Origin of the sequence: Microcoleus sp. M2_D5 (assembly GCF_036701935.1) — a bacterium.
In the GTDB taxonomy this organism is placed as follows: domain Bacteria; phylum Cyanobacteriota; class Cyanobacteriia; order Cyanobacteriales; family Microcoleaceae; genus Microcoleus.
In genome coordinates, this window is sequence record NZ_JAUBRP010000026.1 from 35,171 (window position 1) to 59,138 (window position 23,968).

Annotated in this window: 22 protein-coding genes; 6 read left to right on the plus strand and 16 right to left on the minus strand. The window is 46.5% G+C overall.

Annotated features, from left to right (window positions below):
• Positions 1-73: 73 nt before the first annotated feature.
• The 4 genes from QUA50_RS13410 to QUA50_RS13425 form a co-directional block, all read right to left on the minus strand.
• Positions 74-1,222 carry an ADP-ribosylglycohydrolase family protein gene (locus QUA50_RS13410; protein WP_333260958.1) on the minus strand — a complete coding sequence of 383 codons (1,149 nt, stop codon included), beginning with the start codon at positions 1,220-1,222 and terminating at the stop codon, positions 74-76.
• Between the two features lie 179 nt (positions 1,223-1,401).
• Complete coding sequence (gene aroQ, locus QUA50_RS13415; protein ID WP_333208377.1) at positions 1,402-1,842, minus strand: type II 3-dehydroquinate dehydratase; 441 nt, start codon at positions 1,840-1,842, stop codon at positions 1,402-1,404.
• Positions 1,843-1,954: 112 nt separating this feature from the next.
• Positions 1,955-2,092: a hypothetical protein gene (locus QUA50_RS13420; protein ID WP_333260961.1), complete on the minus strand. Its 138-nt coding sequence runs from the start codon at positions 2,090-2,092 to the stop codon at positions 1,955-1,957.
• A 299-nt stretch (positions 2,093-2,391) separates the two neighbouring features.
• Positions 2,392-3,648 (minus strand): competence/damage-inducible protein A, encoded by a 1,257-nt coding sequence (locus QUA50_RS13425; RefSeq protein WP_333260964.1) that lies wholly within the window; start codon positions 3,646-3,648, stop codon positions 2,392-2,394.
• A gap of 9 nt (positions 3,649-3,657) precedes the next feature.
• On the opposite strand from QUA50_RS13425, the gene QUA50_RS13430 reads away from it, so the two are divergent.
• Positions 3,658-3,816 (plus strand): hypothetical protein, encoded by a 159-nt coding sequence (locus QUA50_RS13430; protein ID WP_333298425.1) that lies wholly within the window; start codon positions 3,658-3,660, stop codon positions 3,814-3,816.
• A 62-nt stretch (positions 3,817-3,878) separates the two neighbouring features.
• Here the strand turns inward: QUA50_RS13430 and QUA50_RS13435 are convergent, their stop codons facing one another.
• Together QUA50_RS13435 and glyA are read right to left on the minus strand one after the other, a co-directional pair.
• Positions 3,879-4,934, minus strand: coding sequence for an MraY family glycosyltransferase (locus QUA50_RS13435; protein WP_333260968.1), 1,056 nt, complete (start codon positions 4,932-4,934; stop codon positions 3,879-3,881).
• 595 nt (positions 4,935-5,529) lie between these two features.
• Positions 5,530-6,813, minus strand: a complete 1,284-nt coding sequence (gene glyA / locus QUA50_RS13440; protein WP_333260971.1) for a serine hydroxymethyltransferase — start codon at positions 6,811-6,813, stop codon at positions 5,530-5,532.
• A gap of 168 nt (positions 6,814-6,981) precedes the next feature.
• Here glyA and QUA50_RS13445 point away from each other — a divergent pair, with 168 nt between their 5' ends.
• Together QUA50_RS13445 and QUA50_RS13450 are read left to right on the plus strand one after the other, a co-directional pair.
• A complete protein-coding gene (locus QUA50_RS13445; protein WP_333232425.1) occupies positions 6,982-7,179 on the plus strand; it encodes a hypothetical protein in 198 nt (65 codons plus the stop codon).
• A gap of 142 nt (positions 7,180-7,321) precedes the next feature.
• Positions 7,322-7,795 (plus strand): Tic20 family protein, encoded by a 474-nt coding sequence (locus tag QUA50_RS13450; RefSeq protein WP_333260974.1) that lies wholly within the window; start codon positions 7,322-7,324, stop codon positions 7,793-7,795.
• 300 nt (positions 7,796-8,095) lie between these two features.
• Here QUA50_RS13450 and QUA50_RS13455 read toward each other — a convergent pair whose 3' ends face one another.
• From QUA50_RS13455 to QUA50_RS13465, 3 genes are all read right to left on the minus strand, one after another.
• The gene (locus tag QUA50_RS13455) at positions 8,096-8,872 is read right to left on the minus strand and encodes a fumarylacetoacetate hydrolase family protein (protein WP_333260977.1); all 777 of its coding nucleotides are present in this window, start codon (positions 8,870-8,872) and stop codon (positions 8,096-8,098) included.
• Between the two features lie 95 nt (positions 8,873-8,967).
• Positions 8,968-9,549: a 5-formyltetrahydrofolate cyclo-ligase gene (locus QUA50_RS13460; protein WP_333260980.1), complete on the minus strand. Its 582-nt coding sequence runs from the start codon at positions 9,547-9,549 to the stop codon at positions 8,968-8,970.
• 312 nt (positions 9,550-9,861) lie between these two features.
• Positions 9,862-11,286, minus strand: a complete 1,425-nt coding sequence (locus QUA50_RS13465) for an NB-ARC domain-containing protein (RefSeq protein ID WP_333260983.1) — start codon at positions 11,284-11,286, stop codon at positions 9,862-9,864.
• Positions 11,287-11,533: 247 nt separating this feature from the next.
• On the opposite strand from QUA50_RS13465, the gene QUA50_RS13470 reads away from it, so the two are divergent.
• Positions 11,534-12,025 carry a hypothetical protein gene (locus QUA50_RS13470; RefSeq protein WP_333260986.1) on the plus strand — a complete coding sequence of 164 codons (492 nt, stop codon included), beginning with the start codon at positions 11,534-11,536 and terminating at the stop codon, positions 12,023-12,025.
• Between the two features lie 151 nt (positions 12,026-12,176).
• Positions 12,177-12,635, plus strand: coding sequence for a hypothetical protein (locus tag QUA50_RS13475; protein ID WP_333298424.1), 459 nt, complete (start codon positions 12,177-12,179; stop codon positions 12,633-12,635).
• Positions 12,636-12,761: 126 nt separating this feature from the next.
• Here the strand turns inward: QUA50_RS13475 and QUA50_RS13480 are convergent, their stop codons facing one another.
• The 6 genes from QUA50_RS13480 to QUA50_RS13505 all read right to left on the minus strand — a co-directional run bounded on the left by QUA50_RS13480 (position 12,762) and on the right by QUA50_RS13505 (position 18,745).
• Positions 12,762-13,373, minus strand: coding sequence for a Uma2 family endonuclease (locus tag QUA50_RS13480; protein ID WP_333261141.1), 612 nt, complete (start codon positions 13,371-13,373; stop codon positions 12,762-12,764).
• Positions 13,374-13,775: 402 nt separating this feature from the next.
• The gene (locus tag QUA50_RS13485; RefSeq protein ID WP_333260989.1) at positions 13,776-14,720 is read right to left on the minus strand and encodes a GDP-L-fucose synthase; all 945 of its coding nucleotides are present in this window, start codon (positions 14,718-14,720) and stop codon (positions 13,776-13,778) included.
• 206 nt (positions 14,721-14,926) lie between these two features.
• On the minus strand, positions 14,927-15,076 hold the full coding sequence (locus QUA50_RS13490; RefSeq protein WP_333298423.1) for a hypothetical protein: 150 nt from the start codon (positions 15,074-15,076) through the stop codon (positions 14,927-14,929).
• Positions 15,077-15,126: 50 nt separating this feature from the next.
• Positions 15,127-16,158 (minus strand): GDP-mannose 4,6-dehydratase, encoded by a 1,032-nt coding sequence (gene gmd, locus QUA50_RS13495; RefSeq protein WP_333260992.1) that lies wholly within the window; start codon positions 16,156-16,158, stop codon positions 15,127-15,129.
• A gap of 445 nt (positions 16,159-16,603) precedes the next feature.
• Entirely contained in the window at positions 16,604-17,335 is a 732-nt protein-coding gene (locus tag QUA50_RS13500) for a sugar transferase (protein ID WP_333054666.1), read from the minus strand.
• 243 nt (positions 17,336-17,578) lie between these two features.
• Positions 17,579-18,745 carry a glycosyltransferase gene (locus QUA50_RS13505; protein ID WP_333260995.1) on the minus strand — a complete coding sequence of 389 codons (1,167 nt, stop codon included), beginning with the start codon at positions 18,743-18,745 and terminating at the stop codon, positions 17,579-17,581.
• 427 nt (positions 18,746-19,172) lie between these two features.
• Here QUA50_RS13505 and QUA50_RS13510 point away from each other — a divergent pair, with 427 nt between their 5' ends.
• Positions 19,173-21,248 carry an iron uptake porin gene (locus QUA50_RS13510; RefSeq protein WP_333260998.1) on the plus strand — a complete coding sequence of 692 codons (2,076 nt, stop codon included), beginning with the start codon at positions 19,173-19,175 and terminating at the stop codon, positions 21,246-21,248.
• A 602-nt stretch (positions 21,249-21,850) separates the two neighbouring features.
• Here the strand turns inward: QUA50_RS13510 and QUA50_RS13515 are convergent.
• Positions 21,851-23,638, minus strand: a complete 1,788-nt coding sequence (locus QUA50_RS13515) for an NFACT RNA binding domain-containing protein (RefSeq protein ID WP_333261000.1) — start codon at positions 23,636-23,638, stop codon at positions 21,851-21,853.
• Positions 23,639-23,968 lie beyond the last annotated feature (330 nt).

The window sequence follows — 23,968 nt, forward strand, 5'->3', positions numbered from 1 at the left end:
TGGCGCTCTCCTTCCACTTTCGCTTTTGACTTGTTAATTGCTGGTTTCCCCTTACTGTTAAAAGCTTCAACCTTTATATTTTACGAGGTCTAATGACATAAGGTGCAGCCACCGATCGGGCTAGCGCTGCGGAATCCAGTCCGGCATCGGGCCTGTAAACTCCTGCCCAAACAGCAAACAGGTTATTTGCTAACTCTACAATTTTTGCATGGCTGCCAGTTCCCCAAAGCGAAGTTTCTCGGCCGTCGGCTAGCTGCTGGGATTTAACGTCAGCCAAAGATACCTGCCGCCATTCTACAGGAATCGCAGCAACGCCGTTATAGGCTCCAGACAAAGCTCCTGTCAAAGCGCAGGTGAGTTGTCCAGCTATGCCACAGCGGGCCGCCCGCACCACTGACAAGCGCAAGTCTTCTGGGGTGTTCAAAAAGCAGTAGAAAGCTAAGGCAATGGGAATCAAATTTCCTGGGTTGACAATTGACTCGGTTGGTAATTTTTTTTCACCTTCGCCCTGTCTTTCTCGCAAAGCTGTGGCGCTTTTGCACAGATGAGTGGCGGCTGTTTCTAAATCTGCTCCTTTTTCTAGTAGTATTTGCACTTGCAGCAGCAGCTCTGTTAAGGCATTATCTGTTTTCAGGTAGGCAAGTGTTTGCTTGATCGCTGTCGCGGGGTCAAGTCTTTCTTTGAGAGAGCGGGCGATCGTATATGCTACTGCTAAAATTGCTGTTTCCCATTCTGGCTGCTTTTCATTGTGCCAAACCTCTATCGCCAGCATGATTTTTTCTCGCAGTTTGGCTTTATTTTCGTGAAAAAACATCGCCGATGGCAGCGCAGCAAGGGCAGCTTCACCAGGGTTAAGCAGGGTTTGAAACTCACTGTTGCGGGGATGGTATATCTCCGACTTGGCAAATGCTTCCCAAGTATCGCGCCAATCTTTTAAATATAAACCCCTACACCGAATTAAACTTTGAGCACACGCTACCGCAAGTCTCCCGGATGCGGATGAGTCTTTGCCACTTGGGATTTTACTGTTGACAGAATTCAACGCCAATGTTGCGCCACTTAGGGTCAATTGTTGGTGTTTCGTCAGTTGTAAAATCGGCTGCAAGTCTTCTGTTTGGGGGGGAATACCCACGAGTTGCCTCTGGTATTGCAGGCCTAGAGAGTCTCCTAAAACTGCCCCCAGGATGGTTCCTTGAAACTTGCTCAACAGGGAATGCCGCATTTGAATTTAACTCAAGTTGTTAGTAATTGGTAATTTATAATTTATGATTTTTTATGGTATCCTTTTTTACCCAAGTCTTGTGATTAATTTGAATTCAAGCCAAAATTCAACCCAAACATATAAGGGCTGGTTTTCCATCTAAAACCTGCCCTCATCCGATCGCTACAATCGGTAAATTTTTAATTTTTTATCAGGTAACTAACTAGAGCTTGCAGCCCCAGCCGATAACTTTCTGGGCCAAAACCGCTGATTTGCCCGATCGCCACCGCTGCGATAAACGAGTGATGCCGAAAAGCTTCCCGCCGGTAAATATTGCTCAGATGAACTTCTACCGCAGGGATATTCACCGCGGCGATCGCGTCTCTAATTGCCACACTCGTATGAGTATAAGCTCCAGCATTAATCAATAAGCCTTGGTGCTGCCCTAACATCGAGTGAATTGCATCCACCAATACCCCTTCATGATTCGACTGCTGAATAGAGACTTGCACCTGGAGGGCTTGCGCTTCTCGTTCTAGCAACTTGTTGATATCATTTAAAGTCGCAGAACCATAAACTCCAGGTTCTCGCTGACCCAATAGATTCAGATTAGGGCCGTGAAGTACCAGGATATTTAACAATTTTAAAATTTCCCGCGCAACTAAAATTAAGATAGTTTTGACATGGTATTTAAAACCAGTCTACCACCTCAAACGTCAAACCTTAAACCTCAAACTTCTAATTCAGTCCCGACTACCTGCGATTCCTCGGTTGGTTGACAGGAATACGAATCGGTTCGAGTTCCGGTTGAGCTTCAGGATTCAGCAATCCTTCTATCAGCTTGCGAACCCATTCTTTAATTTCTTCCAGCACCTTTTCAATGTTTTCCATTGAACGGATAGCTCCTTTTTTTATAGTCTAGATTGCTAAACCGACAGCTAAATATCTGAAAATAAGCAAGCACGACTTTGAAACCAAAGGTCAAACTTGCTTTCTCGCTTGCTGGTTATTTTCAGCAATGGAGAGATTCAGTATCTTGGCCAATCAGTCCTATCTTATTATCATAACGAATCTTTACAGATAATCAAGAGGCAAAAGGAAAATTGCCGAATTATATCGGAGTAGGGAGTGTTAAATAAAGCTTAAGCTTACGTCTGACGGTTGACAATTGACCAATAGTAGGATTTTTTCTACGCTTTTGCCAACAATAATTTACGGCGGAGCCGATCGAGCGCCGTACAGCTACTCAGATGCCGAATCCAATCGCGGCCGCGGGCATCGCCAAAGCGGTATTCAAAACTTTCTGCGCCGCCGTCGGGCCCCGCTAAACCGACATAAACCAGTCCGACAGGTTTAGCATCTGTGCCGCCTCCGGGCCCGGCGATGCCTGTAATGCTCAATCCCCAATCGGTATTGAGGCTGGCGCGAACTCCCGCAGCCATTTGTTTTGCAACTTGGTGGCTGACTGCCCCAAAATCGGCTAAATCTTGCGGATTAACACCTAATAATCCTTCCTTAACCCGATTGTCGTAAGAAATAATCCCGCCTAAAAAGTAACTCGAACTGCCGGGAACACCAGTCAGCATCGCCCCCAATCCACCTCCCGTACAGGATTCAGCCGCGCTAAGAGTTTGCCCCGCATCCAGCAGCAATTGGCCCACAGTCGAAGCGAGGGTATCGCTATCAGCACCGTAACAGTCTAAGCCGGCAATTTGCCGCAATTGTTGTTCGATCGGCTCAATCAAGTTTTTCGCCGCCACTTTCTCGTTTGCGCGGGCCGAAATCCGCAGTTTGACTTCGCCGTGATTGGCGTAGGGAGCCACAGTAGGATTAGTTAAATTCAAAAAACTATCTACTTTTTCCGCCAATGCCGACTCAGCAATGCCCCAAAATTTCAATGTGCGACTGTAAATAGTGGCGCTGCACCAGCCGTTATTTTGCAGGTAAGGAACGGCGGTTTCTTGCCACATCAAGTGCATTTCCGCCGGTACGCCCGGAAATGTCATTACAGTCACGTTAGAAACCGGCTGCCAAATAATGCCCGGTGCCGAACCGCTGCGGTTCGGCAGAATGTCCGCAGTTTCTGGAATTAAAGCTTGTTTGCGATTGCTGGGACTCATGGTGCGTCCCCGCTGGGCGAATTTGTATTCGATATCTGCGATAATTTCCGGCTTTTCTATTAAGGGAACCCCAAAAAAATCGGCTATTGTTTCGACTGTGAGGTCGTCGGGTGTGGGGCCGAGGCCTCCGGTGAAGAGCAAAAGCTGCGATCGACTGACGGCAATTTCTAACACTTGTTTGATACGTTCTGGATTGTCCCCCACCACTGTTTGATAGTAGTGAGGGATTCCCAGACTCGCTAATTCTTTGGCTAAAAACTGGGCATTGCTATTAAGAATATCGCCTAACAGCAATTCAGTGCCAACACAAATAATTTCAGCAACCATTATTCGATTTTGGATTTTAGATTTTGGATTTTAGATTGGGGATTGGGGAATTGGGGATTGGGCATGGGGCATTGGGAATTGGGCATTGGGTATTGGGAATTGGGAATTGGGTATTGGGAATTGGGCAAACAGGGCATTGGGTATTGGGTATTGGGCATTAGTTATTAGAGCAAACAACAAACAACTAACCATTGACTAATGACTAATGACTAATGACTAATGACTAATGACTATCGAGCGTGTCTCCAAACTTTCCAGCTAGCATATCCCAGCAAACTGGTTGCACCCATAGCGTAAATTACGCCGCTGGGCAGCGAAAAAGCTAGGGCTAAACTTCCCACCCACAGTGTCAGCGAGTAAATAAATAAAACCGCAAATCGATGGGAGAGTCCGGCTTCTAGAAGTCTGTGGTGGAGATGGCGCTTGTCAGCAATAAACGGTGACTTGCCGTTGCGAAGTCGATCGAGAATCACCGCCGACATATCTAAAATCGGTACAGCTAAAATTAAATAGGGCAGCAACACAGAAGTAACAGCCGTAGTTTTAACTAACCCAATTACTCCCACTCCAGCGAGAGTAAACCCGATAAAATAAGCCCCGCCATCTCCCATAAAGATTTGAGCCGGATTGAAGTTGTAGCGCAGAAACCCCAATGTCCCGCCAGCCAAAGCCGCTGCAATCAGGGCCGCCGCTGGTTGCTGCATCGCCAAACTGACAATCAGCATCACAACGGCTGCAATCCCTGAAACTCCGGCTGCTAAACCGTCCAAACCGTCAATCCAGTTGATGGCATTCGCCATGCCGACGAGCCAAATCACGGTAATTGGCAAGCTCAGCCAGCCAATATTAGTCAGTCCCAAGGAGGGAACTGTCAGAAACTCAATTTGTACGCCCGCGTACCAAACCATGCTGGATACGCCAATTTGCATGAGCAAGCGTTTTAAGGCCGAGAGCGAAAATAGGTCGTCTGCTAAACCGATGAGGAAGAATCCGATGCCGCCGAGGGTGACTCCCCAAATTTCGTATTCGTCTTTGGGATTGAGAACTTGTCCGTTAGCATCGATGAAGCCTCCTGAGATCCAGACAAATAAGAGGGCAGTGATAGTGCCGAGAAAGATGGACACTCCTCCCAAGCGCACCATTGGGCGCTTGTGGACTTTTCGCTCGCCTGGCCGATCGACTCGCCCGCTTTTGAGACCAATTTTTTTGACTATTGGTGTACTCCAGAGGACGACGATCGCAGAAACCAGAAAAGCGAGTATGTGGTACAGATACTGGTACGGCATCTGAAATCAATTTTAAATAGTGCGGGGCAATTAGTCTGTCAGGCAGAGTCTACTACATTTCAGATGGCTTATAACAAGGAAACATCTTGAAGAGCGACTGGGGGTTTGGGAGTCGGAGATTTGCCGCAATGGCAGTTGCAGGAGGGCGAATTGTCAGGTTTTTCATTCCTAACTCTCGAATTAACGATTTGAAATATCGACTTTTTGGCGAGCAAAAAAGTCGATATTTGGCGAGCGGGCCCAGTTGAACGGTATCTTTCGCAACCGACAAATACCGTTATTCAAACCAGCCCCGCCCGACAAATATCTTTACTAAAAACCGTATTGGCGATCGATATTTTTGGTGAAAACCGCTTGTCAATATCGCGACAGGCAACTCTCAATCTTTTCCTGCTCTTTATATCCGCCCCAAAGCGGTTACAAGCCCCCGATACAATCGATGGTCGATCCCAAAATTTTAGATGCTAGTTCAATCCCCCAGATTCAAGGCCAGAAGAAATCTAAAATCTAAAATCTAAAATCTAAAATCTAAAATCGACTAACCCTTTTACCCGTACACTTCCAACTACCAATTTCCCATTGCCGATCAGGAAAATTAAGCTAATGCCGGCACTTTCAAGTACAAGTGGGGATATAAGGGGAAGCGATCGCACAGTGCTGCTACTCGACGCAGGCAGTCGGCTGCAACGCTTTCATCATCTGGATTTAGCAGGCGATCGGCGATAATATTGCCAATCTCGGTAAATTCTGCTGTTCCCATTCCCCTGGTGGTCATCGCCGGCGAACCGAGTCTCAAACCGCTGGTGACAAATGGCGATGCCGGATCGAAAGGCACGGTATTTTTATTAGCAGTAATATTCACACCGCTGACTAATTGGTCGGCTTGTTTGCCTGTCATGTTTACCGATCGCAAATCAACTAGCATTAAGTGATTGTCCGTGCCGCCGGAAACGAGTTTTAAACCCCGCTGCTGCAACCGTTCCGCTAAAGCGCGCGCATTTTCAATTACTTGACCGGAATAACTTTTAAATTCAGGTTTTAATGCTTCGCCGAAAGCTACTGCTTTGCCCGCAATGACGTGTTCTAATGGCCCACCTTGAGTGCCGGGGAAAACTGCTTTGTCGAACTTTTTACCTAATTCCGGGTCATTGGTCATAATCAAGCCACCGCGGGGGCCGCGCAGGGTTTTGTGAGTGGTGGTGGTGACTGCGTGACAGTGGGGGAGGGGGTTGGGGTGGTGCCCTGTGGCGACTAACCCGGCGATGTGGGCGATGTCGGCGAGCAGGTAGGCTCCGATTTCGTCGGCGATCGCTCTAAACTTCTCAAAGTCGATAATTCGCGAATATGCTGAATAGCCGCAAATTAGCAATTTCGGTCGGTTTTCTTTTGCCAGTGCCAAAATTTCGTCGTAGTCAAGCTGTTCTGTTTCTTGGCTGACGCCGTAGTGAAAAGCTTTGAACCATTTGCCGGATACGTTGACCGGCGAACCGTGGGTCAAGTGTCCGCCGTGGGACAAATCCATGCCCATAATTCCGTCTCCGGGTTCCAGCAAGCTCAAAAACACTGCAAAGTTTGCTTGAGCGCCGGAGTGGGGCTGGACGTTGGCGTGAGCAGCTCCAAATAGCTGTTTGGCGCGGTCGATCGCGATTTGCTCGATGCCGTCAATAAATTCGCAGCCGCCGTAGTACCGTTTCGCTGGCAGTCCTTCGGCGTATTTATTGGTCAGCACTGAGCCTTGAGCGGCCATTACTGCTGCGGAGGTAAAGTTTTCGCTGGCGATGAGTTCTAGGTGGTCTCGCTGGCGCTGGAGCTCTTGCCCGATTAAATCGGCAATGAGCGGATCGGTTTTGGAAAGGAATTCTAAGTTACTGTCCGTCACAATAATCAACCTCTTGACAAATTTGGGACTGGGAATTGGGGATCTTATACCGTACTACGGATTTCGCACCATTGACATAAATATTACGTTGTGTTCAGGTTAAGCGGTTTGTCCCCAACTCCTGACATACAATGAAATTACTGGTGTGAAACCTGCCGGAGGTATCAAATGTTAGTCATTTTAATGGAAAATCAGATGCTTGCCCCTCAGTGTGTTTGCCAAAGTTGTGTGCTGGCCGATCGTACAGGCCAACCGCGCTGGAGTGGTGGAGAGCTTCGCTGCGGACATCCAGTTGCTAAACCTACGGAAAATTTGCCCGATCGGTACGAGTGTCAAATGGGCTTCACGATCGCTAATATTAAATAAAAAAGCCTGCATCTGGTAGTTGGGGCTGCTCCCTGCTGAGTGAAAAGCAAGTGTCGGCAGAGTCGAAACACAAACCCTGCTGCTGCGTTATCCTGAGTTTAATGGAATTCATAGTTAATCGATCGACTCAGGAGAGTTCATTATGACTTGGCGCGGATCTACAACTGTTCCAGACCGGATTTTTGCTTCTTTGCCTTATTTGCTCCCGTTGGTTGACGGGCTGGCCTTTGGCAGGTTTCTGTTTACACAGTTTCCTGTCCTGCAACTGTTGTTGATACCGCTAGCTCCTTTGATGCAAATTTATAGTTTGCCCTTTGCTAGCTTGGTTATTTTCTTTGCTCTGTATTTAGGAGTAGTTAGAAACGAAAACATCAGTCACTTCATTCGTTTTAATGCGATGCAGGCGATTCTTTTAGACATTGTTTTGATGCTGTGCGGTCTGGTTTTGCCGATTTTTTCTAACGGCTTACAAGTCGCATTTATTGCGGAAACTCTGTATAACATGGTGTTTTTGGGCGCTTTTGCTGCATTTGTCTATGCAGTCGTGCAGTCGCTTTTGGGACGCTATGCAGAGATTCCTCCGCTTTCGGATGCTGTTTATATGCAGGTACGATAAATCAGTCATTGGTCATTAGTAGGGAGAGGGCGCGTGCGTGAAATGGTTAACTCTTTCCAGGGCGCAAATCATCGCTAAACACGACCCTAGAAGCTCCTAAAAGACATTGTTGTTTTTGCACTTACCTAATTAATAACTAATGATATCATGTCCGATCGATTGACGATAATATCCCGGCCGGGCGGGTTTTTGAGATTGTCAATTATTGGCAGATATTGTGGGTGAACCCGCCCCTACCTGATTTGGGGCGAAGCGAAGCGGAGGGAAGCGACCGGACATGATATGACTGATGACTGATGACTAATGACTAACAACTACTGTATTTTCAAGACTGCCGATGCCTTCAATTTCGATGCGGACTCGATCGCCTATTTGTAGCGGCCCTACCCCTTGCGGCGTTCCAGTCAGTATGACATCGCCGGGAATTAGGGTCATTATTTGACTGATGTAGGAGACGAGAAAGTCTGGGGAAAATACCATGCGATCGATCTGGGATGACTGTACCGGTCGATCGCTCTCATTGACAAAAGTCTGCAACTGTGCAGCAGGACTCAATTCGCGGACAATCCAAGGCCCCAAGGGACAAAATGTATCGAACCCTTTGGCCCTCGCCCACTGGTTGTCCCGCTTTTGCAAATCTCTAGCTGTTACGTCGTTGGCGATGGTATAGCCCCAGATTTTGCTGTGTGCTTGTTCGGGAGTGCAGTTGCTGCAATGTTCGCCAATCACCAGGGCCAATTCTCCCTCGTAATCTACCCTTTCCGACTGCTGCGGATAGCGAATCGCTGCACCAGCAGGGATGACAGCACTCGGAGGCTTGAAAAACAACAAGGGTTCTTCCGGTACAGGGGTTCCCATCTCGGCGGCGTGATCGACATAATTTTTGCCTACGGCTACAATTTTTGAGGGAGAGCACGGGGCGAGAATTTGGTAAGTATCTGGTGAAAGTTCCAAATCGGTGGGTTGTCCTTTTAACCAGGGCGGTGCATCAAATACTTGAACGCTGTGGCTTAGTTGCAGTAAACCGTAATGGATGTGTCCTTGTGTTGTTTTTACTCGAACGTAGCGCTGGGCCATACTATTTTAGATTTTAGATTTTAGATTTTAGATTCTAGATTCTAGATTAAGAGGATATAGGCATAATTGCGGAAAATTAATTTGTTTATGCCCGTTTAAGATTTTTGCTGTATTATTTTTAACCCGCTTTCCGTGCAAATTCCGTGCAGCGGTTTGTCCCAGGAGTCAACTGGTAGCTGGGGGATCGAGGCAAATTCAAAGAGAATGCCGATCGTAACTTTTGATTCCCACTCAGCTAAACTGAGCATTCGATCGTAATAGCCACCGCCGTAGCCCAAGCGATAGCCGCGAACATCGCAGCCTACTGCGGGTACGAGCATTAAATCTACTTCTGAGCGGTCTATTTTAGGAGCATCCGGTAGGGGTTCGAGTATGCCGTAAGCTCCAGTGTGTAAAGCATCTCCGGGCTGCCAGATGTGCCAGGATAGCTCTTTGCCGACACAGCGGGGAAATCCCCATTTGCGGGGAGTTACAAATAGGGGACTTAAATCTGGTTCTTGGCGAAAGCTAAAGTAGGCGAGGATTGTTTTTGCTTGGGTGAATAGGGGCGAGTTGTGCAGGTGATTGCAGAGGCGATCGCTCTTTTGTCTCCATTCTTGTGCTGATAGGGATTTGCGGGTGTTGAGGAGGGATTTTCTTAATTCGGTTTTAGTTAATGAAGGTTCAGCAGTATTCATATTTGCGATCGAATCTCTCGTTTGAGTTCCAGTCCGACAGGGGTTGAAAACCCCTGTCTCACAGCGAAAGTCCTCTCAAAGAGGACTACAATTAATTGTATTTTCATCACATTCTGCAGTCGGTTTTAACTGACATCTTGCACTATTCTCAAGAACAGGCAAGATGCCTGTTCCACAAAGAGTGAATTTTCTTGTGGAACAGGCATCTTGCCTGTTCCTAAAAAGCTTATTGACAATGGTGCAACATCTCAGTTTTAACCGACTTTAGCTTTGAGGCAGGGGTTTCAACCCCTGGCGGACTGTCGGAAAGTATCAACAAACTGGATGTGATATTACATATTGTCTCACCACAGGACAAACGCTGAATAGCGTTTCATTCTCCTGTTCTTCTATTTCAACTAACGATCGCCTCCCCAAAGATTGCAGCCCGTTGAATAAGTCGGAGGGCGATAAATCGGCATTTTGTAGCAATTGCTCTATTGAAACTGAACTTGCTTCGCGGCTGAGGCGACAGATGAGGTTTTTTTCTAATTCTGACAAACGATTTATCTGCGGGTGCAATGTTGCTGCCAATTCTTCCCCTAAGAATAGCATATCATATTTTAAAAATTCTGCAACCCTACCTCGGAATATTTCTTGAATAGTGGTGGCGACTATTTTCAACCACAATGGATTGCCTCGGTAGGCGTTAATTAAGTTTTCCCATTTTTCGGGATTGAGTAAACTTTTTTGTTGGAAAATTTCGGCTGCTGCTGTACCTATGCCTTTGAGTTGTAAGCTGCGAACTGGTGAATTGTCACCTTTTAAGGCGGTAATTTCTCTGGGTGGTTCCCAAGTGTTGAGGATTAAACAACTGTTGTGAGTTGTTTCTCCGATTTGTCTGAATAGGATGCTATAATTTTCGCATTCTGGGCGGTAATTTCCTGCTAATTGTCCGCTGCTGAGAATGGTTTGCACGTCGTCGATGATAATGAGACAGCGGTTTTTTCGCAGATATTCCATTAACAGGGAAAGTCGATCGGGAATGCTGGTAGGGAGTTCGATTTCGGGTTTATTTAAGAGAAATCCTAGGAGATTTTTTAGGGTAGTTTCTAAGGGTGGGGAGTGGCGGAGACTTCGCCAGATGACGTATTCAAAGTTATGCTGAATTTTTTGGAGGAGGTGGAGGGAAAGTGCGGTTTTGCCGATGCCGCTGAGTCCAGATATTGCTGCGAGGGTGCACTTTTCTTGGACGATCCATTTTTCCAGGGTGGCGAGTTCGGATGTGCGTGAAGCGAAGCTATCGCCATCAGGCGAATCGGACAATGAGGAAATATGAGGTGCGTCTGCTAAGTCTAGTCTGGTTTGGGGTTGGGAGGCGTCTGAGGTGGGGGTTGAGGGCGATCGGGTTTTTAGAATTTCTGGAGATTGGCTATCTGTAGTAACATTAACGTTACAAATTCCTACAAAATCTTTGGCAATTTTTGATGAAACGATCGAGACTTGCCACCTCTCCATAGCAGTTTTTAAATTAGATTTATTAATCTCTTCATCAAATACCTCTGAAAGAATTTGCCATAACTCAGAGGCTACATTCCTAACATGACCTTCAGTCCGATGGGATTCTTCTGCGATTGTAGAGTGTTTTTGATTTTTCCATACACCCAGCAGGATAGCTTTTTGCAGATCGTCCAAGTGTTCTCCTGTTTTGGTGAAAACCATTTCGTCGGCAAATCTCAAGACTTCTTGAACGTCCATTGGTCGGCTTGTGGGAATTTTAGTTATTGTATCATACTTTTTCTGACATTTTATAGCAAAAATGATAAAATCTGACATTGAATGAGATAAGGATTTGTAAAACTCATTACATTTCCTGACTTTTTATGACTAGACATAACTTGAATATTGACACTAAAATATTCTATATTTACAAGCATAACTGTAGTTTGAACAGTCAATTGTATAGCTATAACAAATAAAAAAAGTTCCTGTAGGAGGGAGCATTATGAGTAGCAGTAATAATACGATTGGTATCGTTAGTCTTGGCCTCGGTATTGTTGCCATCATGGGAATCGGTGGCTTTGTTGCATACTCGAATGTGAATAATCAGCTAGTTAGCACTCAAACTCAGTTACAACAAGCCCAAAAGGAGCGAGACGAACTCAAAAAGCAGAGCGAGGAAAAAGATAAAGAGATCGATAATAAAGATCAAGAGATTAAAGAACTTCGCGACACTTCTGGTGCTCGCGAAGGAGAAATTAATCAAACACAAGGCGAACTTAAGCGAGCCAAAGCAGAGACTCAGACAGTAAGTGGTTGCCTAAAAGGTGTATTGGAGGCAATCTCATATCAACAAGATGACCAAAGTAAGGCTATCTTTGCTCTAGGAGCAGTAAAGGATAAGTGCGAATCAGCCGGAAGGATCGTACAACGAATAGAAAATACACAGGATGAACCACAATCTCCTCGTACAAGCAATATCCAATCGAATTATTAAATCAGGGTGCCATTACATTAGTTCAAAAGTCAGCGAACTTCCTGCTTAACGTCGCTGCGGGTAATCGCTCTTTCTTTTTATGAAGTGCGATCGCCCTTATCTTATTACAAGCTTAAATTATTTCTGCACACATCATTTGGTTACTAAGGCAATGAACAAAAAACTAGGAATGTTAGCGATCGCAGCTCTTGTTACTCTCAGTGGGGCTATCCTTAAAGGTACTCAAATGGCTAATGCTAACCTAGTGCAAACCACTACAGTCACTCATCAAAACTTTACAGATAATAACTTAACAATTTTAGCGCAGGGTTATGGGGGACAACAGGGTAGCCCTTGGGGGCAAGTAGCAGTACCACAAATATACACCAACCCCGATACAGGGCAGGCTTTTTGTTTCTATACATCAGGACTTTGGGCACCTTGTCCAAATCATGGCACATCAGTTATCAGATCCCGAAATGCCAAATGCAGGGGTTCCAATACTACCCAAGCATTAGTCGATCAATGTCCACGCGCTTTGTGTGGAATGGCAGCGCTTCAATCCCAATTAAGCGCACTTAACAGTAACGGAGGATCAACTCCTCCTTTACCTTGTAATGGTCTCCCCTAGCAAGCAACTGCGGATTTATCTGATGAGTGAGTTTGATTTTTAGGGTGCTTTGTTAACGCCCTTCAGTTTACATCATTTTTTAGAGCGATCGCCCTTCCTTAACTGAGGCGCGATCGCACTTTCCATTTATCCCCTCGATCGCACTTCATCAATTTCTGTTTCTGAATCTTCCTTAGTAAAAATTACATCCTCATAAATAGCATCAATACCTGTGCGAAAATCTACGCTAGCCAAGTGAAGTTCGCTTCCTTGAGTATAGGAAGACAAAACCCACAACCCTTCAGCATTACGGCGAAAACACTCTACCCGCTCACGCTTTTGGCTGATTAACACATACTCTTGAAGCGTTTCTAATTCTTGATAGTCAGCAAACTTATCGCCCCGATCGAATCCTTCCGTACCATTAGACAACACCTCGACAACTAAACAAGGATATCTTTTAAAAGATTGAGATGATTTGTCCCGTTCGTCGCACGTTACCATCACGTCAGGATAGTAGTAAATATTCTTAGATTCAATCCTAGCTTTCATGTCAGACATATAAACACGACAGCCACTACCCCGAACATGATTTCTCAAAAGTGCAAATAAGTTGCCGGCAACTGTCACATGAGCATCGCTTGCACCAGCCATTGCATAGGTTTCGCCCTGAATATACTCGTGTTTGAGGGGACTGAGTTCTTCTAACTTCAGATACTCTTCGGGGGAGATATAATTTGGAGTGCGATCGGCAATCATTGGCTTTCCCAAAATTCAGTTTTCGATGATTTCAGTCGAGGTATTTGTATTATAGCAGTTTTCACTCGGATGAAATACAGGACACAGCAGTAGGGAGACGGCACTGCTGCCGACTATTGTCAGTGAATTATCACCCAAATTTGTATAATTTCTTAGTGCCAGAAGGGGGACTGGTTTGTGTAGGATAGGTGGCAACCTCCGACTCTTATAAATGAGGTTTCTCACCCGCATTTAGTATTATATCATGTACGATCGAGCGATTAAAAGGGCGGGTTTTTGAGATTGTCAATTATTGGCAGATATTTTTCGTGAACCCGCCCCTACCGTATTAGGGGTAATCGACCGGAAATAATATTATTCCTAAAAAAACCCGGTTTCTTGAAGAAACCGGGTTTTTCACACTTACGCGGCGTGTTGTCGATACCACTCAATCGTATTTTTCAACCCTTCGTTAAACTCAACCTCAGCCGCAAAACCAAACTTTTCCTTAGCCCTTTGGGTATCCAAACAGCGGCGCGGCTGACCGTTCGGTTTGTCTGTTTCCCAAACAATTTCTCCTTCAAATCCCATCAATTCGCAAATGGTTTCCACCAAATCGCGAATTTTAACTTCGCTATTCGTTCCCAAATTAACCGGGTCAGATTCACTGTAATCTTGCGTCGCCATCACAATTCCCCGCGCGGCATCTGTGGAATACAAAAACTCGCGGCTGGGGCTGCCGTCGCCCCAAACTGGCAGTGTTTTATCTCCCCTTTCTTGGGCTTCGTAGACTTTGCGAATTAATGCGGGGATGACGTGGGAACTTTTTGGGTCAAAGTTATCTTCCGGGCCGTATAAATTGACTGGTAGCAAGTAGATACCGTTGAATCCGTATTGCTGGCGGTAGGATTGCAGTTGCACTAATAAGGCTTTTTTGGCGATTCCGTAAGGTGCGTTAGTTACCTCTGGATAGCCGTTCCAGAGGTCGTCTTCTTTGAAAGGAACTGGGGTGAAGTTGGGATAAGCGCAAATGGTGCCGACGCAGACAAATTTTTCGACTCCTGCTTCGTAGGCGGCGTGGATTAGTTGCGCGCCCATCATCAAATTGTCGTAAAATAATTCAGCGGGTTTGACTAGGTTTAAACCGATGCCGCCGACGTGGGCGGCGAGGTGAATGATGATATCTTGTTTGTCGGCGGCGCGCTTGCAGTTTTCCATGACGCGGAGGTCGCAGTCGCGCGATCGACTTACAGAAATTTTATCAGCATCGGCCCCTGCTTTCACTAGCTGGTCGATTACCTGACGGCCCAAGAAACCGGCGCCGCCCGTGACTAGAATGCGTTTGCTGCTTAAATCCAAGCTTGTCATAATTTTAGCCTCGGGATTTTGAATAAAGGTCGATCGACAATTTCAATTCTAAATTTGTTGCTTTAGCAAAAAAAGCTTTCAGCTACAGGACGAGGTTGCCCGCAAATCTGTTTTAGCTGCAGCAGATAGGGACTCGCTTGCTCCGTGCACACCCGAAAGTTAGATTTATTAGTAGCGAGTCCTCAACTATCATTTTAATGTTTTTTTTAGCCCGCACAGCCGAAAATTTGGCGAGCAATTAAGCGGGTTCTTTGAATGCCATCGCGGGCTAATAGCTTTAACAATCCTCCGATCAGTTCTGAAGTGCTTGCAGGCGCAATCCTCCGGTGCGCGCCTTTAGCCAAAGGGGTAGACACGGGGGCCCTACCCCGACAAATTGTTCGCACTGACGGCTTGATTTAGCGACTTAATCAAATCCGTTGCCCGAACCCCGACCTTGCTCCTCTAAAGCTTTCATGTCAGCATCTACCATTAAATGTACTAACTCCTGAAAAGTTACAGAAGGTTCCCAATTTAATTGCTGGCGCGCCTTAGTTGAATCGCCAATCAACAGTTCGACTTCTGCAGGCCGCAAGTAGCGTTCGTCAAACTCCACATATTTTTGCCAATCTAAATTGACATAAGTAAAAGCTAAATCGAGAAATTCCTTAATAGAATGAGTCTCGTTGGTAGCAATGACATAATCGTCAGGTTTGTCTTGTTGCAGCATCAGCCACATCGCCCGCACGTAGTCTTTAGCATAGCCCCAGTCCCGCTTGGAATCGAGATTGCCCAAGTAAAGTTTTTTCTGCTTGCCGGCGACTATTCTGGCAACAGCACGAGTAATTTTGCGAGTTACAAAAGTTTCGCCACGGCGGGGAGATTCGTGATTGAACAAGATGCCGTTGCAGGCAAAAAGTCCGTAAGATTCGCGATAATTTATTGTTTGCCAGTGCCCGTAAACTTTGGCGCAGGCGTAAGGACTTCTGGGATAAAAAGGAGTTGTTTCCTTCTGCGGAACTTCCTGTACCAAACCAAACATTTCCGAAGAACCTGCTTGATAGAACCGCACTTCTATGCCGGTGCGGTGCTGATAGTCCCGAATTGCTTCTAGCAGCCGCAATACTCCCATCCCTACTGTGTCAACCGTATATTCCGGCGAGTCAAAACTGACTCGAACGTGAGATTGAGCGCCTAAGTTATAAATTTCTACCGGCTGAACTTCTTCTAATATCCGCCGGAGAGTGGTGCCGTCCGTCAAGTCGCCGTAGTGTAGAAACAGGCGCGCACCTTCGCTGTGAGGATCGACATAGATGTGGTCAATTCGATCGGTATTGAAACTAGAACTACGCCGGATAATGCCGTGAACTTCATATCCTTTCTCTAACAGTAATTCGCTCAAGTAGGAGCCGTCTTGACCTGTAATACCTGTTATTAGCGCTCGCTTACGTTGCGTCATCTGATTTTCCTTTGACAGGCTGTGTTAATTCACAATAAACTTTTTGGCAGAGGCTGTTGCTCCCTGCCGACCGTATTCTCAAACTGCTTTATAAAACTTACTCAAACTTAACTTTAGTTACCTAAAGCCCGTTGAAGTTTACTTCCTACGCTGTTGGGTAGTCGGCTATCCCAAGATAAGTAGGCTATCCCCCTTAAGCCAAAGGTTATAGAGTTAAGTTTAACACCTAAACCTAAAGTAGTCTATCTAGAATAACTGATATTTCTAGATGAATAAGAGGTAGGTTTATTTAAGTATTTGCCCCTTTAGTTAAGCTGACAATTCTTCGATCGGCATCCAGGAACTGTTTAGTTTTGACAAAGAGTTTGTCGCTGACTGTCAGTAGTCAGCATCAGTGGTCAGTAACAAATAAAACTAACTACCGATTGCTGACTGCGGACAAAAATTAATATGCGCCGTTATTTTTGGGAAAAATCACAACTCCAATTGTTTTGAAAACAATCCACATATCCATCCAAAGGTTTTTGTCATTTGCGTAATAGAGGTCGATTTGGACGCGACGGGGATAGGGAATGTCGTTGCGACCGGACACTTGCCACAAGCCTGTAATTCCAGGTCTTATGGTGAGAATTTTGTTGATGTGATTGCCGTATCTCGGCAGTTCTTCTTCAACTAAAGGTCTGGGCCCGACGACGCTCATATCTCCTTTTAAAACATTCCAAAACTGGGGAAACTCGTCTAAACTGGTCATTCGTAAAAATCTTCCAATCCAGGTAATTCGAGGGTCTTGTTTCAGCTTGAAATTGTCCTCAAACTCTTGACGCAAATGCGGAGAATTTTCCATGATTTCCAGCAATATATCGTCCGCATTTTCCACCATCGTTCTGAATTTCAGGCAATAAAACCTTTTACGGTTTTTGCCTACTCGTTCCTGTACGTAAAAAATAGGACCGGGCGAGCTTAAGGCGATTAAGAAAGCCAAAAGCAGGTAAACCGGAGCAAACAGGATCAGAACCGATAAGGAAAACAGGATGTCAAATAACCGCTTGAAAAGTTCTCCGTCGAGGCTCTGTAGAGAACGACTTATGCGTCTATCTCCTTGCAGGACAGACCCAAAACCGCGTCTTGCGATCGCTCGAATTACCTTGCCGGAGATTAGTTGGCTGTCGGCAGTCATCTTACTCCTTCACTTCACACCACACACAGTCCTGATCATAAAGCCTCAAGACGCTTTGTTCTCTGAATTATGTTGCCAATACTCAATTTTCTGCCTTCTGAAGGCTTCAAAAGGCAGAAGGAAGAAGGAAGATGGCTTCAAAAGGCAGAAGGAAGAAGGCACAAGGCACTGATGCAGAGGTCTTCTGAAGGCACTTATACAAAGGCAGAAGGAAGATTGTCCCGCTATCGGGCTCTGGCACTCTCAAGCCCCAGACTCGGTAAAATCACGGGATTGAAATTCCTGATAGCAGCGTTCCACAAAAGCTAGATAGCGCTGCCCAAAGACATCGGGGGCAAACTGTTGAGCGCGCAACCTGCTGATTTCTGGCTCAAATTTGCCTTGCAACTGCTCAAATTCCTCGACAGCTTCGACTAATGCTGCTGCGGTTTGGGAGGAAAAAAATAAACCAGTCCCTGTCTCTGGGTGTTGGCGAATGTCGAGCACTGTCTCCAAAGCGCCCCCTGCTGCATAGGCAATTACCGGCGTTCCGCAAGCTTGAGCTTCTACCAAAGCTATGCCAAAATCTTCGCAAGCTGCATAGACAAAGGCTTTCGCCTCTGCCATGTACTTGGAAACTATGGAGGCGGGCTGCCAGCCGAGCACTTGCACGTTGGGTTTGGCGAGAAGCCGAATCATTTCTAATTCTGGCCCGGTGCCGATGACAATGAGAGTATGCCCGAGTTGATTGAATGCTTGGACGATCGCACTTACGTTTTTGTAACTTACCAACCGACAAACTGTGACGTAAAAGTCTTGTTTTTGCCGCATCAAGGAAAATCGCTCGATGTTTACCGGCGGATAAATCACCTCGGCCCGCCGCCGGTAGCACCGCCAAATTCGGCGCGCAGTGTGTTGAGAGTTAGCGATGAAATAATCAACGCGATTGGCGGAAATTACGTCCCACTGCCGCAGTCGGTGCAACAAATATCGCGTCAGCAGACCCTGGATGCCCCGTCCGGCTTTGCTGCTACGCAAATAGTCAAAAGTTAAGTCCCAAGCGTAGCGCATGGGCGTGTGGCAGTAGCAGACGTGCATTTGCTGGGGACTGCTGAGGATGCCTTTGGCGACGGCGTGGGATGATGAGAGGATGATGTCGTATTCTCGCAGATCTAGTTGTTCGATCGCGATCGGCAGAAATGGCAAATATTTTTGCACGCCGCTGCGGGCTTTGGGAAAGTGCTGCAAAAAAGTTGTGCCAATCTGTCGCCCGAAAAGATAGCTTTCGGGATTGGTTGATTCAAAGTCGATGAGGGCATAGATATCTGCCTCGTCTACGTGTTTGAGAATTTCCTGTACTACGAGTTCTGAACCGCCAGTAGCTAAGGGCGTCAACCATTCGTGAACTAGGGCGTATTTGAGTTGTTTCACTTGTATTTGTAGCCGATCGAACGATGTGTTAGCGCCAGTTCTGTCAATATTAATCTTACTGAGGGATAACTTACGCAATATCGGGGCATCAACCAGGTTTCTAGGTAGGTATCTTCAAACTGAGATGTTGCGCCATTCTCAATTACTTGTTTAGGAACAGGCAAGATGCCTGTTCCACAAAGAGTGAATTTTCTTGTGGAACAGGCATCTTGCCTGTTCTTGAGAATGGTGCTCTTCGGTGAGTCAAACCAAGGATTTTGGGAATAAACGGGGTTTTTGTCAAATCAGCCACAGCAAAACTGCACTCGGAGGCAGTAATTTCCCCGATTGTTGACAAGAAATACTATTAGGCTGAATACTGAAGGTGATTTGCGATCGGCTAAATCTTCGGAACGGGCGATCGGCCGTAATGTGGTGTGAGGAAAAAATGTCCAAATTAGTGTGGAAGGGACTTTTAGTTAGTCCCGCTGTATTGGCAGCAAGTTTAGTCGTATCTTCGACGGCGCTAGCAGCAGAGCAACCTGTAGAAATTGCCGCCACAGCTCAAGCTCATCAATTGCAATTAGCAGGTGCTGCAACTGAGGCGGCAAAGTCTGAGACGGCAAAGCCTGAGACAGCCGAACCAGCGTCACTAGCTAGTAAATCGACTGTTGAAACTATTGAGAAAGAAAGTGCGAACCTCTACGATGGCTTAGCTAACGAGCCTATCGCCCCAGTTGCCGAACAAGCAAAAGCACCGGAAAACGCAGTTGCAGCGGATTTAAGCGAAACCAAACCCGCAGTAGCGCCCGCAAATTCAAGTGTTGAACAACCTGTCGCGGAGCAAATCCCCGCAGTAGCGCCCGCAAACTTAAGCGAAACGCAACCCGCCACTACACCGACTAATTTAAGCGCCCAAGAGCAGATTTCCCAATCGCCAAATCCAAGTGCCCAACCTCCAGCACAGTCTAATCTTTTAGAACAAATCAACCAATACAGCGCCGAAGACAGTACCAGCCAAGATGCGGCCGGCCAAGTAACCTCTGTTTCGCAACTTTCCGACGTTCGGCCAACCGATTGGGCGTTCCAAGCTTTGCAATCCCTAGTAGAGCGCTACGGCTGTATAGCTGGCTATCCTGACGGCACTTTTCGCGGCAACCGGGCGATGACTCGCTACGAGTTTGCAGCAGGTTTAAATGCGTGTTTGGATAAAGTTAGCGAGCTGATTCAAGGCGGTTCCAGAAGTCTGGCGACGCGAGAAGATTTGGCTTCTGTGCAAAGGTTGCAAGAAGAATTTGCGGCGGAATTGGCAACTTTGCGCGGCCGCGTCGATGCCTTGGAAGCGCGCGCCTCTGAATTAGAAGCAAATCAGTTTTCAACTACGACTAAACTCAACGGCGAAGTGATATTTGGTTTGGCGGGTATCGCCAGGGGAGAGGATGCCGAGGGTCGCGAAGCCGATCGAACCACGGCTTTTGGTAGCAGGGTTCGTATCAATTTCGACACGAGTTTCTCTGGAGAAGATTTGCTGAGAACTCGATTGCAAGTTTTAAATTTGGGTGCGTTTTCTACGGAAAATACGAAAACTGCTGAAGGGGAATTGCGGTTTAATGTCGGGCCTTTTGGCGAGGCTAACAATATAGTAGCTTTAGATGCGCTGCTTTACCAATTCCCTCTAGGCAAAAGCACGACTGTAATTCTCGAAGCTAATGCCGGCGCTGCTGATGATTTTGTTAACACTGTCAACCCTTACTTTGACGGAGACGGCAGCTACGGCGCTCTTTCTAACTTCGGTACTCGCAACCCAATTTACTATTTGCTTGGTGGTTCTGGCATCGCTCTGCGGCATGAGTTTGGGGAGAAATTAGAGGTTAGTTTGGGGTATTTGACCGGCGACCCCGCGAACCCGACGCGGGGTAACGGTTTGTTCAACGGTTCTTACGGCGGTTTGGCTCAGTTGACTTTCAAACCGAGCGACAGCATGGCTTTAGGTTTAACTTACGTTAATTCCTACAACTTAATTACCAATACCGGCAGCAATGCTTCTAATTTTCCGCAGCGTCTCGGTTCCTTCGGGTTCGACAGCGATAGCACTCTCCCAGTTTCTAGCAATTCCTACGGCGCGCAAGCTTCGTGGCAGTTGAACCGGGGATTTGCAATTGGCGGTTGGGCGGGTTACACTAACCAGCGCATTTTATCCAACTTTGCTACTCCTACCGGTTCTGTGCAGCGGGGCGATCAAAAAATCTGGAACTGGGCAGTTACTTTGGCTTTTCCTGATTTGTTGAAAGAAGGAAATGTGGCGGGGATTATCGTAGGTATGGAGCCGCGGGTGACGAGTTCTACTAATCGGACTTTGCCGGAAGATAAGGATACTTCGCTGCACGTTGAAGGTTTCTATCAGTTTAAGTTGAGCGATAATATTTCTATCACTCCTGGTCTGATTTGGCTGACTGCTCCCGACCACAATAAGGATAATTCTGATTTGGTGATTGGGGTTGTCAGAACGACGTTTACTTTCTAGGAGCAACCCACACCGATTTTAGATTTTAGATTTTAGATTTTAGATTGGCGGTTTTAATCTAAAATCTAAAATCGCAAATCTAAAATGGGTGGGGGCTTGGGTTTAATGTTTAAACAGAAACGACCAGCTTTAGCAAAAGCTGGTCTGCACAAATAGTTAAATCCGTTGTGTTCCCACAGTGTTGTTCTCACAGTGAGGAAACCCAAGTTGCACGTTTATTTGCAAAGGGTTCTAAAAGAAATATCATCTCTCTTAAGCGGTATTATAACAACAAAATTTAATTTTTTGTTATAAAACTTTACATGACAGGCAAATTTTAATTATGAGGGGACGATCGCACTTCGAGTCACTTTGTATAATCAAGCCTGAGTTCAAAAACCCGGCTCCTGCCTAGGTTTATCGATACCAAACCAGTTATATCATGTCCGATCGATCGCCCATAATACAATTGCTGGGGCGGGTTTGTGAGATTGTCCGTTTTTGGCAAATATTATTTGTGAACCCGCCCCTACAGGAATCAGGGTAATCGACCGGACATGATATTATTTTGCCTAAAAACCTGGTTTCGATTGCCGATCGACCCTTCACACACTTTGTATAAATCAAGCCGGAGCTTGCTGCGGTCTTCCCCAGACAATCCGCTCCTGCTTGTATACAACCATACCAGGTTTCGCGCCTTTCGGCTTGTATACATATTTCGGTTCTGTATAAACCACGGGGACTTGTTCGCTGTGGCGGGCGCGACTGTAGTAAGCAGTCATGTCGGCGGCAAATTGCAAATCAGTTTCTTCAGCCACAGTACCGGGTTTGAGACGCAGCAAAGCGTGGCTTCCGGGAATCTCTAGGGTGTGGAACCACAAGTCGTAGTCGTTGGCGGTGCGAAAAGTGAGTTGGTCGTTTTGGCGGTTGTTGCGCCCGATTAACAATTCAAAGCCGCTGGGGGTTTGATAGCGGTGAAATTCGATCGCAGCATTTTTGTCGGTACTGCGATAATCTGGTACATCTAGATATTTTTGCTGGATCAGTTCTTCGCGGATTTCGGCAAGGGTTTGCAAATCTTGGGTGTTGCGGTAGGTTTCCAATACCGAAAGTGCGGCTTCAACTTGTTCTAAATAGTCGATTTCTTCCTGTACGGCGGCTAACAAAGGTTCTACTGCAATCCGTGCTCTTTTAAGTTTTTGGTGTTTTTTGTAGAGGGCTTGAGCGTTTTGAACGGCGTTTTTTTCCGGGTTTAGGGAAATGGCAACGGGTTTTTCGGTTTCAAAGTCGGGGAGGGAAATTGATTTCATTCCCGGTTCCCAATGCTGCAAATTTGCCATCAGCAAATCGGCTTGGGATTTGTGCGTGTCGGCGTCTGCTGATTGCTGTAAACGTTCTTTAAATGTGTTGGCTTTGAGGCGCAGTTTTGCCAGGACGTTGTTGAGTTTTTGGGTAAGCTGATGCCGCAGTTGGGCGAATACTTCTTGATTGATTTCACCTGTGTAGTAGCTGTTAAGTAATTGTTGAACGGAAGAGTTCGGCAACGGATTTTGTAACGGATGTAACGGATAGGGGGAATTAGATTCGTTTACAGGATTTGTCTCTTTTACGTCGGGTTTTGGCCAGTCGATGACGGTGTAGCCTTCGGGGGTAAAACTTGGGTGAAATTTGGAGTTTTCTAAGCATTGCAGCCAGTACAGCCAGCGTTGGAATAGTTGCTGCCAGTCGTCGGGATTGAGGCTGTTGGTGGATTGTTCGGGGTCTAAAGAAGCCGATCGAATCATTGACCCAATTAAGGCCTTACTCAACCCTCGGTAATTCTTCAACAGATTGCGGTTTAATGGGCCGGGAACCAGGCTAATTCGCGATTGCCAGCGATTTTGAGATTCGCTCAGACTCGGCACTGCATCGGTCAAAGACGGGGGCATTTCGTAGGGTTGTCCGGTTTGGATGGGACGGACGGTGGACTGTTTGGCGCTGACTTGGTGGGCGCAGGTGACAACGAGGTTGTCTTGGGCGGTGAGGATGACGTTGCTGTACTTGCCCATGATTTCGGCGTACAGATGCCAGAGGGCTGGTTCTCCGGGGCGTTTGGCGAATTGCAAGTCGATGACTCTTTCCCAGGATGAAACGGGGGCGATGGAAACTAAGGCTAAACCGCTGAGTTGGTGGCGCAGTTGTTCGCTGAAGGTGAAGGTGTCGGGAATGCGGGGCGGGGGGTCGCCGACGCAGATGCGGGCGGCGACAGGATGCCAGGAAAGGTCAATCCAGCCGCGCCCTTTCATGGTGCGGAGGGCTAGGGACACGGTAAAGCGATCGCGCTGGTAGACTTGTTCTAAGCGCGCTGGCAGCCATTGGGCTCGCAGTTCGCTGCAAGCTGCGGTTAAAGTTGTAAAGTCTACGGGTTGCACGGTGGCCTCTTTGCGATCGAACTATCTATTTCTATGCTGACAGATTTAGGTCGCATTTGACCGATTGTATCAAAGTTTTGCAACTAAATTTTAAAATCTGTTAAAAATCCGGTGATTGAAAATCCGGCTATCAGAATGTGCGATCGCCAAGGGCGGCAAATACAGGAGACAATAATCAGGTGTTTGCAGTCAGTAATTTAATTTATCATAAAATATAGAGGAATTGGATTCCTCACTCCAAACCTAATTAATTAATGATTATCTCAACTCGACTGCAATTGCATTCATCCCCAAACAATCAAGAAAATATCTGCGTTAATCTGAGTTAAT